Genomic DNA, 14,625 nt, shown 5'->3' on the forward strand with positions numbered 1-14,625 from the left:
GCTCTTGGTCGAGTAGCCGCTGCGTGGCCCATATCGCCTGGCTGGGCAAAAAGTCACCCTTCTGCGGCAACGTCACCTACGGCCTGACCACCACCGAGGCCCTACGGGATCGGGGCCACGAGATCAGCTTTATTCACTTCGACAGCTCAGGAACGGCCAGCCCTGACGTGGCCCTGCCCTACCTGGTCAAGTCGCAGGTCTACACCATTCCTTCGCCGGGGGCGCAGCGGGAACTGCGGGAGTCCCTTGAGCGGCTCAGGCCGGATCTGGTGCACGCCAGCTTGACCCTCTCTCCCCTGGATTTCAGGCTGCCGGACCTCTGCCAACAGCTTGGGCTGCCGCTGGTGGCCACCTTCCACCCACCCTTTGACGCGAGCCTGCGCAACCTGAGCGCCGGCACCCAGCAGCTCACCTATCAGCTCTACGCCCCATCCCTCGCCAAGTACGACCGGGTGGTGGTCTTCTCGGAGCTGCAGGCCGATGTGTTGATGCGGCTGGGGGTTCCCAGTGATCGCCTGGCGGTGATCCCCAACGGGGTCGATCCCCAGCGCTGGAGCCCCAGCAACCCTGCAGCCCCCTCGGAAACCCTCGAGGAACTGCGCCAGCGGTTCGCCAGTCAACGGGTCTTCCTCTACATGGGGCGGATCGCCACGGAGAAAAACGTCGAAGCTCTACTGCGGGCCTGGAAATTGGTCCAGCCCAGGGGCTGCAGGCTCGTGGTGGTGGGCGATGGCCCGATGCGCCAATCCCTGATGCAGAACTACGGCGAGGACGCCGGGATCCTCTGGTGGGGCCATGAACCGGACCAGAAGGTCCGCTTGGCACTGCTGCAGCTGGCGGAGGTCTTCCTCTTGCCCTCCCTGGTGGAGGGTCTCTCCTTGGCCCTGTTGGAGGCCATGGCCAGTGGCACCGCCTGCGTCGCCACCGATGCGGGGGCCGATGGGGAGGTGCTCGAGGGCGGCGCCGGCATTGTGATCAGCACCCAGGGGGTGACGACGCAGCTGCGGACCCTCCTGCCGGTGCTGCGGGACCAACCGGTCCTCACCGCAGAACTGGGAAGGCGCGCCCGCCAGCGGGCCCTTGAGCGCTACACCCTCACCCAAAACATCGACCAATTGGAGCGGCTCTACGGCGAGCTCAGTCCCACCGGTTCAGTCCTGGCCTAGGCCAGCTCGGCGCAGCAGCCTGCGAAGGCCCCCGAGGGGTCCTCGGCCTTGGTGATCGGCCGACCGATGACGAGCTGAGAGGCGCCAGCGGCGATGGCCTCTGCAGGGCCGAGCACCCGGGCTTGATCCCCCACGGCACTGCCCTTGGGGCGAATCCCTGGGGTGACCAAGGCAAACGGTTCCGGGTGTTGGGCCCGCAGGCTGGAGGCCTCCAGCGGCGAGCAGACACAACCACCAATGCCGGCGCTTGCCGCCAGCTGCGCCAGGGATGGCACCCGCTCGGCAATGGTCTGATCAATGGCCAATTCCCGCTGCAGCCGCTGCTCCTCCCAACTGGTCAGCACCGTGACCGCCAGCAGGGTGGGGGAGGCCAAACCCGACGCTTGCGCGCCCTCGCTGGCCGCGGCTTGCGCCGCCTGCAGGGCTTCACGACCGGCGCAGGCATGCACAGTGATCAGCTCCGCGCCCAGGGCAGCGGCCCGCCGGCAGGCGCCGGCCATGGTGGCGGGGATGTCGTGGAACTTTAGGTCGAGGAAAACCCGCAGGCCCTGATCCCGCAGTTGGGCCACCACCTCAGGTCCCGCCTGGACAAAGAGCTCCAGGCCCACCTTCACCCAGCGCAAGCCCTGCACCCCTCGGCTGAAGGCCAGGGCCTGATCCGGGGCCATCCCGTCGAGGGCAACGATGATCCGCTCGGCAGCAGGCCTGGTCACGGGAGATCTGCTCTCGATGGAGATCTCAGGCTACGAAGTGTCCTGGCGCGTTCCAGGCAGGAGACCCAGCATGGGGGCAATGGCTTGCCTCGCCCATGGGTCCAAGGGTCCTGCATCCCGAGCAGCTCCAGGGCTACCGGCTGGGCAGCGATGACCATTGCCGCCTCGCCCTGCTCAGCAAGCCGGAAGCGGGTGGCTGCACGCAGTTCCTGGAGGTGCATGACCCCTGCGACCGGGTCCCGGCCCACAGCCATCACCAGGCGGCGGAGCTGTTCTTTGTCTTGCGGGGGAACGTGGTGTTTCACCTGGGTGACTCCTCCATCACCGCCAGCGGTGGGGACTTTGTCAGCGTCCCCGGCGACGCCGTTCACGACCTGGAGAATCCGGGACCGGGGCGTGTGTATCTGATCACGGTGCTCAGCCGGGATGGTGGTTTCGCAGAACTGCTCGAGCACGGCATTCCCACACCGCTTGACGCGGAGGATCTAGAGGTCCTGCGGAACCTCTAGATCACAAAACCCAACCAAACGCAGCCAAGGGCAGCCGGATTGCACAGGGTGTGGAGAGAGCGGTCTAACCCGCCACCAGCCGCCGGAAGGTCTTTTTGCCCAGCTGCAGCACCTTGCCCTCGAGCTCGGCTGCAGCGGCAAATTCCTGGTTGGGATCCGCCAATTTCTCGCCGTCGAGCTTGACCCCACCGCCCTGGATTTGGCGGCGCGCTTCGCTGCTGCTAGAGCAGATGCCAACGGCGCTGAGCAGGTAGAAGGCCTTCGCCGGGAAGTTCACCTGGGCGAGTGAGGCCTCGGGGACCTCGGCATCGGCCGCACCGCTGCCCTTGGCACCACCCACCAACTTGCCCGCATCAGCCTGGGCCTGCTGGGCCGCAGCCTCACCGTGACGCTGGCGGGTCACCTCCAGGGCCATCGCCTTCTGACGCTCCCGCGGGTTCTCGGGCAGGACCGCCAGATCCAGGTTGGTGAGCAGGGTGAGGTACTCCTCCACCGCCGCATCGGGCACCTTCTCGAGCTTGGAATACATCGAGAGCGGATCCTCCGCCAGGCCGACGGTGTTCCCGAGGCTCTTGCTCATCTTCTGGACGCCATCGAGGCCCGCCAGGATCGGCAGGAGCATCCCGAACTGGGTGCGTTGGCCGAAATGGCGCTGCAGGTCGCGGCCCATGGCCACGTTGAACTTCTGATCTGTGCCCCCCAGTTCCAGATCGGCCTGAACCGCCACGGAGTCGTAGCCCTGCAGGAGCGGATAGAGGAATTCGTGCAGGGAGATCGGGGTGCCGGAGCCGTAGCGATTGGCGAAGTCTTCCTTGGCGAGCATCTGGCCAACGGTGGAGATCCCCAGCAGCTCGATCACCTTGGGCAGATCGAGGGAGGCGAGCCATTCGCTGTTGCGGCGCACCTCCAGGCGACCCGGGGTCTCGAAATCCAGCAGGGCGCGGGCGGGATCCTGGCCCTGACCCAGCTGTTGGAGATAGGTGCGGGCGTTGGCCTCGACCTGCTCGGCCGTCAACTGGACGCGCGTGGCACTTTTGCCCGTGGGATCACCGATGCGGGCGGTGAAGTCTCCAATAATCAGGACCGCAGTGTGGCCCGCATCCTGGAAGGCCCGCAACTTGCGGAACAGGATCGAGTGACCGAGGTGGATATCACTTCCCGTCGGGTCAATGCCGAGCTTGATCCGTAGGGGCCGCCCCTGCTTCTCGGCTTCGGCGAGGCGAGCCGCCAGTTGCTGGTCGGCATCGCTGGCTTCCGTACCAATGGGGAATAGGTCGGCGACACCGCGCTCCAACCACTGGGGCAGTCCCCACTCGCCCTTGGCCATGTCCGCCCTGCTATCTGGGGTCGGATCGTACGCAGACGGGGCTCAGGCTTCGGCTTCCAGCTCCCCCTTCATCCGATCCAGGGTGCGCTGCATCTGCTCGAACATCTGATCGGGGGTCATCCCGAATTGGCTCAGCTGGGTGCGCAGCTGCTCCACCGTGAGCTTGGCCTGGAAGTCATCGGAGAGCTCAAAGCGCTTCATGAACACGCGGTAGCGGTCCATCAGCTCCTCCATCCGATCGATGAACAGCTTCTTGCCTTCGCGATCGAACTTGCCGTACTCCCCGCCCAGCTGCATCAGTTGCTGGTAGTCGCCGAACAGGCGCTTGGCTTCTTCCTGAACGATCTCGGATTCAAAGAACGCCATCACGCTGGGCCGGGTGGGCCCAACGATTGTGCTGAGCGCAGCCCGCCCTGACGAGTGCGGATAGGCGTAATGGCTGCCAAGTCCGCCGCCCATGCACACAGTGAACAGTGCGCCCTCCTTCGCGATGGACTACACCCCCTCCCTTGAGGCCGTGCGGGGCAACCTGGCCGCTAGCAACGCACTGCTCAGCCAATCCCGTGTCGTGGTCTGCAGCGGGTCCCGACTCGCCCTAACCCTGTTGATTGCGGCCCTGCAACCGGGTCCCCAGATCGTCGGGGCCGTGACCACCCAAAGCGAAGGGCTGGAGAAGCTGGCTGAGGAGCAGGCGGATCTGCTGATTTGCACCGACCGGCTCGAGCAGGGCAACGGCGGCAGCCTGGTGGCCCAGGCCAAAGCCCTGCCGCAGCCGCCCACAACCTTGATGGTGGTGACTCAGCCCCGGCGACTGATGGCCATTCACCAGGCCCTCCAGGCGAACTGCGATGGGCTCTGCCTCGAGAGCAACCTGGGCTTCGGCAGCTTCCTGGCGGCCATTCGTTCGATGCAGACCGGAGGGCTTTACCTCGACCGCAACCTGAGCAAAAGCTATTTCGAAGCCTTTGCTGAGGGCCCAGGCAATCCTCTGGCTCAGCTGACCCCAAGGGAAGTGGACATCCTGCAACTCATGGCCGATGGAACCGAGAACCAGGGCATCGGCCAACGCCTGCACCTCTCCTTCGAGACAGTGAAAGACCACATCCGGCACATCTTCCAAAAACTGAACGCCAAGAGCCGAATCCAGGCCGCAGTGCAGGGAATTCGACTGGGCTTGGTCGAGTGGCCAGACCCTCGTTAAGGTCGGGCGGTTCCGCCGCACCCGACACCGCCATGGGCCGAGGCCACTGGTTGGATCCTCTGGCCCGGAGCCTGCTGGAAGCGGCCGGACAACTGCCCCGGCGCGAGAAACCGGCCAGCACCGCAGCGCCGGAACCACTCCCCCTGGAGGAGCGCGTCGAGCAAGACCTGCTCGCCCTGAAACTCGAGCACAACCCCAACCTGCGGCTGGCTAACGCCCAGGAGGTCCTGCATGCGGCCGCTCTGGGGTGGCGCTTGGATGTGAACCGCGCCAGTGCAAGCGACTGGTTGCGCCTGCCCCAGATCCAGCGGGATCAGGTCGACCTGTTGCTGCGGCTGCAGCAGGGGGGCGTGCAACTCAGCGGCCCGGAGGATCTCCAGCGCCTGCTGGATCTCCCCGCCGCCGTGGTCGCGATTTGGGAGCCCCTGCTGCAATTCCGCTGGTATGGCGATGGGGCACCAACCACCCTGAGGCCCCTGCTGATCGACCTGAACCGTGCTCCGGCCCAGGCCTTGGAGCGGCAACTGCCCCAACTGGGGCCCGAGCGGCGTCAACGGCTGCTGCGGGAGCGCCAACGCGCCCCCTTCCAGGACCTGGCGGATCTGCAACAACGCTTGCAACTACCCGCCGCCGTGGTGGAGGAGCTCATTGGCAAGGTCCGCTTTGGCCAAGGCAGCGCTGGCCCAGAACTCCCCCGCTCGGCCTAGGGCATGGGACGGCAAGGCGAACTCTTTGGTGCTTCCCCTGCCAGCGTCGGCAGCAGCGGCGGGGTCCTCCCCCTGCAGGAGCACCAGCTGATCGCTTGGCAGCAGCGCCTGTTGGAGTACCAACGCCCCCGCTTTGAGGCGGTGGCCAGCGGCCGTCAGCTCGCCCCAGGCCAGATGGATCTCTTTGGCGGCAGCAGCATTGGCGCCGCCGCGGTGCAACGACTCGACCCGCTGCAATTGGCCCCACAACACCTGCAATTCTGGCGCTGGCCCGAACGCCAACTCGATGGAGCGGCCCTCTATTTCGTCGTGGACCGGCCGCCCCATCTCGAGGGAGCCCTACTGCTCTACGTAGGGGAGACCAAGCAAGCCGATCGACGCTGGAAAGGCGAGCACGACTGCAAGGGCTACCTGGCGGCCTACGGCGAGGCCCTGCAGCAGGCCAACCTGCAAAGCCAACCCAGCATCCGTTTTTGGCACGACGCCCCCAGCGAGCGAAGGGCACGTCAAGCACTCGAGCAAGCCCTGATTCGCCACTGGCTGCCTCCCTTCAACAAAGAAACCCGCGGCCGGTGGGCGACCCCCTTCACAGCTGAGCCGGGCTGATCGATCTACCATCGCGCCCATTGAGCTTGAGATGGCCATGGAGATCCGCTGCAGCAGCGCCACCGCCCGCGATTGGACGGGGGAGGCCCTGGTGGTGGGTCTGTTCAGCGATGCTCCTGGAGACAGCAGCCGGGACCTGCTGAAAGCTCGCTTTGGCGACGTCCTGCTGGAGCGCATGGAGCGTCGCCGCTTCAAGGCCAAACCCGGCGAAAGCCTGGTGCTTGAGCTGCTCAATCAACAGCCCAGCACCCTGGTGCTCGTGGGCCTGGGTGCTGCCGCGGAGTTCAACCTGGAGCAGCTGCGCAAAGCAGCCGCCCTCGGCGCCAAAGCGGCCCATGGCAGCGGCGCAAGCAGCGTGGGTCTGGCCCTCCCGCTCGAGGGGTTGCCCCCGGTTGCGGCAGCCTCAGCCATGGCCGAAGCGGTCCGGCTCATCCTCTTTAGGGACCAGCGTTTCAAAGGCGAAGCAGAACCCACCCAACCACCCACCCAGGTGGAGCTGCTCGGCCTACCTGCCGACCAGCTGAGCCCCTGCCAAGGCGCTGCCACGAGCAGCCAGGCCATCTGCAGCGGCGTCGAACTGGCCCGTGAACTGGTGGCCGCCCCGCCGAACGTGGTGACCCCGGCCGCCCTGGCGGAGACCGCCGCCGGCATCGCCCGCGACTTTGGTCTGCAGCTCAAGGTGCTCGAGCGGGCGGACTGCGAAGCCCTGGGGATGGGCTCCTATCTGTCCGTGGCCCAGGGGTCAGATCTTCCCCCGAAGTTCATTCACCTGACCTATGTCCCCCAAGGGGAGGTCAAGCGGCGACTGGTGCTGGTGGGCAAGGGCCTGACCTTTGACTCCGGCGGGTACAACCTCAAAACCGCCGGCTCCCAGATCGAGATGATGAAGTTCGATATGGGGGGCAGCGGCGCGGTGCTCGGCGCCATGCGAGCCATCGCTGAACTGAAACCCGCCGGCATCGAGGTCCACATGCTGGTGGCCGCCTGCGAAAACATGATTAGCGGCGGGGCGATCCACCCTGGAGCGATCGTTACCGCGTCCAACGGCAAAACGATCGAGATCAACAACACCGACGCCGAAGGGCGGCTGACCCTGGCCGATGCCCTGGTCTACGCCTGCAAGTTGGAACCCGACGCGGTGGTGGATCTGGCCACCTTGACCGGGGCCTGCGTGATCGCTCTGGGTGATGAAATCGCCGGCCTCTGGTCCCCCAGCGACTGCCTGGCCCAGGCCCTGGTTCAGGCTGGAGAGGAGGGCGGAGAAAACCTTTGGAGGATGCCCCTGCGCGCCTCTTACCGCGCTGGCCTCAAGAGCGGCCTGGCCGACATGAAAAACACCGGGCCCCGTCCTGGCGGCTCCATCACGGCGGCCCTATTTCTGCAGGACTTCGTCAACAAGGAGATCCCCTGGGCCCACATGGACATCGCTGGGACCGTTTGGAGCGATAAGGGCCGCGGCCTGGATCCCGCTGGTGCGACCGGCTTTGGCGTTCGCACCCTGGTCAACTGGGTCCTTGCCGGGGGCGCCGCCTAGGCTGCTGCCCTGCGAGCGACCCAACCTGCAGCATGGCAGTGCCCAAACTTCGGTGGTACGTCAAAGCACAGCTGAGCGTCCTGCTGCTGCCGGCGGGCCTCTGCTTGTTCGGCGAAGCGGTGCAGCGACGCACGCTCCAAGCCCTGGGACAGCCCCACGGCCCCTGGTTCTGGTACGGCACACTCAGCCTGGTGGCCATCGTGGCCGCCGTGGGGCTGATGGTGGAAAGCGGCCTGCTGCGGGGCTACCCAGGACAGAACCAACCGCGCAGTTAGGCGGCCGTCGCCACCGAAGCGCTGGCATCGCCACGGAGGGACGCGGGCTCCTCCAGGGCGTGGATTTGCCAGCGGGCCCGATCACCAAAGAGCTTCAACAGGCGATCGAGATCGTCCGAAGCCTGCTTCGGAGTGGCATAGGGGCCGATATGACGTGTCACGAGACCATCGCGAATCGTCAGCAGATACATACAAAACCTGCATTCGAGACTGATCCAGAGTAATTCCAGTCGCCAAGAGGAAAAAGTCGCAAAAGCCGTATCAGCACTCGCAAAAACCGAATTTCCCTCGATCATCTCTTTAGCTTTTCCTCAGCATTGAGCCCTGCCTCGGTCAGCCCCTAACCACCCAGGGAGCATCGCTGCGGGCCTGTGCTCCCCAAACCTGATCCAAGCGCCTGTCGCGGCCGCAGGCCCAGCGGTAGTAGTTGTATTTGACCGTGTTGTTCACTGCATAGTTCTGGTGATAACCCTCAGCGGGCCAGAAGCGCTTCAGGGGTTTGATCTGCACCTTGATCGCTGAAGCGGGCTTGCCCAGTTCGGTGGCTGCGGACTGGAGGCTGGCTTTCGCCTCGCTGAGTTGCTGGTCCCCCTCGGTAAAGATCACAGGCTTGTAGGAACCGCCTCGATCGCAGAACTGACCGCCGCCATCCAGGGGGTCAATGTTGCGCCAGTAGGCCCGAAGCAAGGTGGGATAACCAATGACCTGTGGATCAAAACGGACGCGCACCACCTCCTGGTGACCGGTTCCACCGGAACTGACCTGCCCGTAGCTGGGGTTCTCAAGCTGACCGCCGCTATAGCCGCTCTCGGCATCGATCACCCCCGGCAGATCCTCCAGATCGTGCTCGAGGCACCAGAAGCAGCCGCCGGCCAAGACCGCCTCTTCCGTAGCCGCCAAGGCTGATGCACAGGGGCCAAACAGCAGCAGGCTGACGGCCAAACAGGCGGACAACAGGCGCGGAATCATGACTCGCGTCCCCCGGGGAGAGCATCCAGGATCGCCGCGGCCGCCCGGCGTGTGACGCCGGGCTCTCCCAGGAGCGCGCGCATGCGGCCATAGCCCTCAGCGACCCGTTCGCGGGCGGCGGGGTCCTCCAATAAGGGAAGGGCCGCCTCCACCACCGACTCTGGGGTCAGCTCGTCCTGAAGCAACTCCGGCACGAGGCGCTCGCCCACCACCAGGTTGACCGGCGAGATGTGATCCACCTTGAAGCGCAGGATCTGCTTGGCCACCCAGGCCGTGGGCCGGCTCACGCGATAAACCACCACCTGGGGCACGCCCCGCAAGGCCAACTCCAGGTTGACCGTGCCGGATTTGTTCAGGGCTAGATCCGCCGCAGCACAGAGTGCGGGACGCAGGGCATCGGCTTCAGCCGCCGGAATCACGCGAGCCTTGACCCCAGCTTGCTCGAGCGTGTCCCGCAGAACAGGCTCGAAACTCGCCTGGCCGGCAGGAACCACCACCTGCAGTCCCGGACAGCGACGCTGCAACTCAGCTGCCGCTTGGGCCAAGTTCCGCAGCAGATAGCGCAATTCCTGCTTACGCGAGGCGGGGAACAGCAGGAGCAGGCGCTGACCCGGCTGCAGCCCCAACTGAGCGCGGGCCTCATCGCGGCTGGGCAGGTGGGTCAAGGTATCGATCAGGGGGTGACCCACCCAGGTCACATCGGCGCCACGGGAGGCATAGAAGCGGGCCTCCTCCGGAAAGATCGCCAGGATCCGGTCGGTGAAGCCGATCAACCGAGTGGTGCCCCCTTCTCCAACGCGAAAGGCCCACTCCTGGGGAGCGATGTAATAAAGGATCGGCGTGCCGGGCAGACGACGCTTGACCTTCAGGCCCAGGTTGACGTTGGCCCCCATGTAATCGATGAGCACCAGGCCATCGGGGGGGGACTGCCGCAACCACTGATCAACCCTGCGCTGGATCTGCAGGGTTGGCCAGACCAAGGGCAGGGCCTCCCAGAGACCAATGGCTCCCATCGCCATGGTGTTCGCCAGGAGTGTGGCTCCAGCCCGGCGCATCCGTTCACCGCCGAGGGCGACGACCTCCAGCTCCAGACCACGGGAATCCGCTTCCTCCCTCAGGGCCTTGACCAGCAGGCCACCCTGCAAATCACCGGACACTTCCCCGGTGCTGATCAGCAGTCGCCTCATGAACGCCCGGCGGGCAGGGGGCCTCGGCGACCTGGGCCAATCGAGGCCTCCAGGAAGCTCACCAGGGTTTCAGCAGGGGGCAACAGGGTCTGCTCACGCACCCCCTTGATGGCCTCAGCCAGCACCACATCGCCGCGGTAGAGCTGAGCCCAAACCTGCTGGAGTTGCTTGGCTTGAGCGCCGCCATCGAGTTCGGTCAGGCCACTGCGCTTCAAACCAATCCGGTTCAAGCCCCGCAGCCGACCGGGGTGACCCTCGACGATGGCGTAGGGCGGAACATCGCGATCAATGCGGCTCATGCCCCCCACCATCGCCATCGTGCCGATGTGGACGAATTGGTGAATGCCCAGCACGCCACCGATCACGGCACGGTCACCGATCACCACATGCCCAGCCACAGCGACACCGTTGGCAATCACGATCCGATTGCCCAGATCGCAGTTATGGCCAAGGTGGCTGTAGGCCATCAGCAAATTGCTGTTGCCGATGCGGGTCTGCTCTCCCTCATGGGTGGCGCGGTTGATGGTCACGCATTCGCGGATGGCGTTGTCGTCACCAATCACCACCTCGGTGGGCGCACCGTTGTACTTGAGGTCCTGAGGTTCAGCGCCAATGGATGCCCCTGGGAAGATGCGGTTGGCTTTGCCGATGCTGACGCGACCGTCGAGCACCACGTGCGGACCGATCCGCGTGCCTGAGCCGATCGACACCTCGGGGCCCACCACCGCATAGGGGCCAATCTCGACGCCCACATCGATCTGGGCCTTGGCATCCACCACGGCGGTGGGATGGATTCGGGTGCTGTCCCCGTTCATAACGGCCTGAGTCATGGGGGGAATTCAGTCGACCAAGGAGAACATCAATTCACCGGAGCAGACCAACTGTCCGTCGACCGTGGCCTCCGCCTTGACCTTCCCGAACCGTTGTCGCTTGAGCGAGATCAGTTCGCAAGTCATCACCAGCTGATCACCGGGAACCACTGGGCGCCGGAAGCGCACACCATCGATCCCAGCGAAGACAAACAACCCCTTGGGCAGGTCCGGCATTTGGGTGACGATCAGGCCACCCACCTGAGCCATGGCCTCAACGATCAAGACCCCGGGCATCAACGGGCGACCGGGGAAATGCCCCTGGAATTGCGGCTCGTTGAAGGTGATGTTCTTGATCGCCACCGCCCGCTTACCAGGCTCGTGCTCAATCACCCGATCCACCAGGGCGAAGGGATAGCGATGGGGCAGCAGCCCCTGGATCTGCTCGCTGGTCAGAACAGGGGCGGATGGGGTGACGGGTGAAGACAAGAGACTCAGCGAGAAGAAACCAGAGCGGCAGCCAAGGAGGTATGCAGTCCGTGGGACCCACGGAAAGCGAACACTTGGGCCAAAGGCAGTCCCGCTAAGGCGAGATCGCCCAATAGGTCAAGCAGCTTATGGCGCACCGGCTCGTCGGCAAAACGCAGTGGGGGATTCAGCCAACCCTCCCCGTCGCAGACCAAGGCGTTATCCAACGCACCGCCCTGAATCAATCCGGCGGCTCGCAGCTGGTCCACCTGATCTTTGAAGCCAAAGGTGCGGGCGGGGGCAATGTCCTCCACAAACGCCTGGGGGGTGAGTTCGAGGCTGAAGAGCTGCCGGCCGATGGCGGGATGGGGGAACTCGATCGCCGCACCCAAGCGCAGCCGATCGCTAGGGAGAGCCGTGGCAAAGCTCTGGCCCTGCTGCAGGGTGATCGGTGCCGCCAAGGGAGCGATCTCGGGGCGAGGACCCAGGCAACGCAGACCGGCCTCGGCTAGGGCCTCAACCCAAGGCTGGGCCGAACCATCCAGGAGGGGGATCTCCTCACCATCCACCAGGATCAAGGCCGAGGTCACCCCAACGCCGGCCAGTGCGGCCAAGAGGTGCTCAACCGTGGCCAGACGCTGCTCGCCCAACTGCAAGGCGGTACAGAGCTGGGTTTCACAGACCTGCGAAGGCTGTAGACGCACGTGGGGACGCTCAGGCGCGTTCAGCCAACCCACATAAAAACCAGGCTGCTCGGCGGGCTCGAGCCGCACCCTGGCCTGCACTCCACTGTGAAGCCCCACACCGGAGCGCTCCACGGGCTGAGCCAGGGTCCATGACTGGCTGTAATCGCTGGGCCAAGTGGTCACAGGATCAGCCTCAGAATTTCCAACCCACACCGAGGTTGAAGCGCCACTCATCGGTGAAGTCCTGGCTGGCCACTTCCAAACGCAGGGGGCCAACTGGGGTGGTAACGATCACACCGACACCCGGGGAGACGCCATCGCCTGGCTTGTCCAGCAGGGTCCCAGGGTTCCCGGGAACGTTGGCTTGGCTGCCGAAGGTGCTGCCGGCGTCAATGAAGACCTCGCCGCTGATGATGCTGAAGATCGGGAAGCGGTATTCCACCGTCGCCTCACCAAAGCTCTTACCGACGCCCAGATCGCAGTCGTAGTAACCGCGAACGGAGTTCGAGCCACCCAAGCAGAAGGCCTCGTAGACGGGCATGTTGCCGAGGTTGGTGCCCACCGAGGCCTGGAAGGCAAGGGCCTGTTTGCAGTCTTCCTTTTGACCGGGTTTCGGACGGCAGCCCTTGTAGAACTTCAGCCAATTCACCGGGATGTAGTGGGTGGCACTCGCCCGAAGACGGTTGAAGGTCGGGGAGTCCTGGCCGACGGAGACAAACTGCTCGGTGCCGACACTCAGGAAATTGCCCTTGGTGGGGTTCCGCGGATCATTGAGGGTGTTCATCGAGGCCGCCAGGCGCAGACCCACTAACTGGTTGGTGGTGGCGCCGTTTTCGCAGTTGTAGGCCACACAAATCACATTGCTGGCGGTGGTGGTGCCATTGCCCGTGAAGTTGTTGGAGGCCGCGGCGTAGGGCATCGCATCCCCCGCAAAGTTGATGGGCTTGACCTGCTGCGCGTTCAAGCCGACCACCACATTCCAAGGGGCCTTCTTGTAGGGGTCTCCACCGTTCAGCGGACGGGCCAAGGAGGCCGTACCGCCAATCCGCTGGATCGCGACGGCGTTGCCATCGAGCTGGAACCAGTTGTTGTTGTCGCCCAGCTGGGGATTCGCCGCTTTGGCTGCCGTGGGCGAGGCATAGGGCCCCGCAAAAACCGTGGAGTTGCTCTGGTAGGCCAGGGCTGTACTGGGGGCGTCGAAGAACCCTTGGGAGACATCAGAAACGGTGTAGAAGTTGCCGTTCTGCTGGCTCTGGAACACCTGGGGAACTTCCCGGCTGAGGAAGACCTTGGTGCGGAAGGCCGTGCGGTACTTATCGCCCTTGATCCAAGGATCGGTGAAGGACAGGTCCGCCAAGCCCCCGAACTGGCCGTAGGTGACGTTTAAGGCCAGGTCCCATGCGCGACCAAAGAGGTTGCTGTCCTGAAGCTGAATCTGGCCAAAGATGCCCTGGCTTTGGCTGTAACCAATACCGCCGGAGAGGGAGCCCGTGGACTGCTCCACGACACCCAGAACGATGGTGACGGCACCCGGCTCCCCCGCCACCGGGCGCAGGGTGACCTTCACATCACCGAACAGGCCGGTGCCATAGAGGCGCTTGATGTCCTCTTCAAGTTGGCGGCGGTTGAAGGTGTCGCCGGCCTTGATCGATATTTCCCGGGTCACCACCCAGGTTTTGGTTTTGCCGCGGATCGGCTGGCCCTTGTCGTTGGTGCTGTCGCCCTCCTTGTTGAGGAACTGCACTTCAACGCCGGCCACGGTGCCCTCACGCACTAGCAACTGCACCACACCGCCAGGACTGACCCGGGTCGGGCCGGTGACCCGAGCGAGGGAATAGCCCTGATCGGCATACCACTTCTGCAGCTCGGCAATGCGGGCCTGCAGGGCATTGAGGTTCAGGGTCTTGCCGTAGTCCGCAGCAAAGATCTCGGGCAAGAGGTTCTCGGGAAGCTTGGTCGTCTCGCTCACACCCTCGAGCTCAACCTTGCTCAGCACCGGGTTCGGTACCACGGTGACGACCAGCCGCACTCCCAGGGGGCTGTCCACCGGCTGAATGCGGACATCGGAGAACCAACCGCTGGCATAGATCGCAGACAAATCGGTCTGCAGTTCAGCGCGGGTCACACGGCTACCGGGGCGTGTGGCCATCGCGTCGTAAACCGCGATCTCCATCCGCTCCTGCTCAGGGTGGCCCTCAGCCCCCTGCACCACCACCTCACTAATCAGAACCTGAGGCTCCGCGGGAGCCGCTGGGGCCAGCGAATCACTGGCACTGGGTGCAAGCGATGGTCTTGGAGTCGGCGTCTCAGACGCAGGCTGATCGACCGGAGCAGGATCCTCAGGTTCGGGGCTCTTGTCCTGCGACCACACCGGGCCAACACCAGCCACCAGTGGCAACGTCAGTGCCAGCCCCAGGCTCCATGCGTGCTTGTTGCCGTTGCGGGGTGCAGCCATGGAACGGGGACTG

At 64.8% G+C, this 14,625-nt stretch carries 17 protein-coding genes; 7 read left to right on the top strand and 10 right to left on the bottom strand.

The window, feature by feature from the left end; all coding sequences use genetic code 11:
• The first annotated feature begins 23 nt into the window (after nucleotides 1-23).
• On the top strand, nucleotides 24-1,166 hold the full coding sequence (locus ACLM42_RS08310; RefSeq protein WP_247910333.1) for a glycosyltransferase family 4 protein: 1,143 nt from the start codon (nucleotides 24-26) through the stop codon (nucleotides 1,164-1,166).
• Here the strand turns inward: ACLM42_RS08310 and pyrF are convergent.
• Nucleotides 1,163-1,834 (bottom strand): orotidine-5'-phosphate decarboxylase, encoded by a 672-nt coding sequence (gene pyrF / locus ACLM42_RS08315; protein ID WP_415400154.1) that lies wholly within the window; start codon nucleotides 1,832-1,834, stop codon nucleotides 1,163-1,165. The genes ACLM42_RS08310 and pyrF overlap by 4 nt on opposite strands.
• Nucleotides 1,835-1,974: 140 nt before the next feature.
• Between pyrF and ACLM42_RS08320 the strand changes: the two genes are divergently transcribed.
• Entirely contained in the window at nucleotides 1,975-2,388 is a 414-nt protein-coding gene (locus tag ACLM42_RS08320; protein WP_247910332.1) for a cupin domain-containing protein, read from the top strand.
• Nucleotides 2,389-2,452: 64 nt separating this feature from the next.
• Here ACLM42_RS08320 and tyrS read toward each other — a convergent pair whose 3' ends face one another.
• Nucleotides 2,453-3,715, bottom strand: coding sequence for a tyrosine--tRNA ligase (gene tyrS / locus ACLM42_RS08325; protein ID WP_415398783.1), 1,263 nt, complete (start codon nucleotides 3,713-3,715; stop codon nucleotides 2,453-2,455).
• A gap of 42 nt (nucleotides 3,716-3,757) precedes the next feature.
• Complete coding sequence (locus tag ACLM42_RS08330; RefSeq protein ID WP_247910330.1) at nucleotides 3,758-4,081, bottom strand: DUF1825 family protein; 324 nt, start codon at nucleotides 4,079-4,081, stop codon at nucleotides 3,758-3,760.
• A 91-nt stretch (nucleotides 4,082-4,172) separates the two neighbouring features.
• Here ACLM42_RS08330 and ACLM42_RS08335 point away from each other — a divergent pair, with 91 nt between their 5' ends.
• From ACLM42_RS08335 to ACLM42_RS08355, 5 genes are read left to right on the top strand one after another with little or no spacing between them, the layout of a single operon-like run.
• A complete protein-coding gene (locus ACLM42_RS08335) occupies nucleotides 4,173-4,916 on the top strand; it encodes a DNA-binding response regulator (protein ID WP_415398784.1) in 744 nt (247 codons plus the stop codon).
• Nucleotides 4,917-4,948: 32 nt separating this feature from the next.
• Nucleotides 4,949-5,623, top strand: coding sequence for a type II secretion system protein GspK (locus ACLM42_RS08340; RefSeq protein ID WP_415400155.1), 675 nt, complete (start codon nucleotides 4,949-4,951; stop codon nucleotides 5,621-5,623).
• A gap of 3 nt (nucleotides 5,624-5,626) precedes the next feature.
• Nucleotides 5,627-6,229 (top strand): GIY-YIG nuclease family protein, encoded by a 603-nt coding sequence (locus ACLM42_RS08345; RefSeq protein WP_415398785.1) that lies wholly within the window; start codon nucleotides 5,627-5,629, stop codon nucleotides 6,227-6,229.
• Nucleotides 6,230-6,266: 37 nt separating this feature from the next.
• On the top strand, nucleotides 6,267-7,763 hold the full coding sequence (locus ACLM42_RS08350) for a leucyl aminopeptidase (protein WP_415400156.1): 1,497 nt from the start codon (nucleotides 6,267-6,269) through the stop codon (nucleotides 7,761-7,763).
• 32 nt (nucleotides 7,764-7,795) lie between these two features.
• The gene (locus ACLM42_RS08355; RefSeq protein ID WP_247910327.1) at nucleotides 7,796-8,038 is read left to right on the top strand and encodes a hypothetical protein; all 243 of its coding nucleotides are present in this window, start codon (nucleotides 7,796-7,798) and stop codon (nucleotides 8,036-8,038) included.
• Here the strand turns inward: ACLM42_RS08355 and ACLM42_RS08360 are convergent.
• The 7 genes from ACLM42_RS08360 to ACLM42_RS08390 all read right to left on the bottom strand — a co-directional run bounded on the left by ACLM42_RS08360 (nucleotide 8,035) and on the right by ACLM42_RS08390 (nucleotide 14,612).
• Nucleotides 8,035-8,229, bottom strand: a complete 195-nt coding sequence (locus ACLM42_RS08360) for a hypothetical protein (protein WP_247910326.1) — start codon at nucleotides 8,227-8,229, stop codon at nucleotides 8,035-8,037. The genes ACLM42_RS08355 and ACLM42_RS08360 overlap by 4 nt on opposite strands.
• A 142-nt stretch (nucleotides 8,230-8,371) precedes the next feature.
• Nucleotides 8,372-9,007 (bottom strand): peptide-methionine (S)-S-oxide reductase MsrA, encoded by a 636-nt coding sequence (msrA, locus tag ACLM42_RS08365; protein ID WP_415398786.1) that lies wholly within the window; start codon nucleotides 9,005-9,007, stop codon nucleotides 8,372-8,374.
• Nucleotides 9,004-10,194, bottom strand: a complete 1,191-nt coding sequence (gene lpxB, locus ACLM42_RS08370; protein ID WP_415398787.1) for a lipid-A-disaccharide synthase — start codon at nucleotides 10,192-10,194, stop codon at nucleotides 9,004-9,006. The genes msrA and lpxB overlap by 4 nt, the downstream gene beginning before the upstream one ends.
• Nucleotides 10,191-11,024 carry an acyl-ACP--UDP-N-acetylglucosamine O-acyltransferase gene (gene lpxA / locus ACLM42_RS08375; protein WP_415398788.1) on the bottom strand — a complete coding sequence of 278 codons (834 nt, stop codon included), beginning with the start codon at nucleotides 11,022-11,024 and terminating at the stop codon, nucleotides 10,191-10,193. Before lpxA ends, lpxB begins: the two co-directional genes overlap by 4 nt.
• 9 nt (nucleotides 11,025-11,033) lie before the next feature.
• On the bottom strand, nucleotides 11,034-11,492 hold the full coding sequence (fabZ, locus tag ACLM42_RS08380) for a 3-hydroxyacyl-ACP dehydratase FabZ (RefSeq protein ID WP_247910322.1): 459 nt from the start codon (nucleotides 11,490-11,492) through the stop codon (nucleotides 11,034-11,036).
• A gap of 5 nt (nucleotides 11,493-11,497) precedes the next feature.
• A complete protein-coding gene (lpxC, locus tag ACLM42_RS08385; protein ID WP_415398789.1) occupies nucleotides 11,498-12,340 on the bottom strand; it encodes a UDP-3-O-acyl-N-acetylglucosamine deacetylase in 843 nt (280 codons plus the stop codon).
• 10 nt (nucleotides 12,341-12,350) lie between these two features.
• Entirely contained in the window at nucleotides 12,351-14,612 is a 2,262-nt protein-coding gene (locus tag ACLM42_RS08390) for a BamA/TamA family outer membrane protein (RefSeq protein ID WP_415398790.1), read from the bottom strand.
• Nucleotides 14,613-14,625 lie beyond the last annotated feature (13 nt).

It is taken from the genome of Synechococcus sp. W4D4, assembly GCF_047716805.1.
In the GTDB taxonomy this organism is placed as follows: domain Bacteria; phylum Cyanobacteriota; class Cyanobacteriia; order PCC-6307; family Cyanobiaceae; genus Vulcanococcus.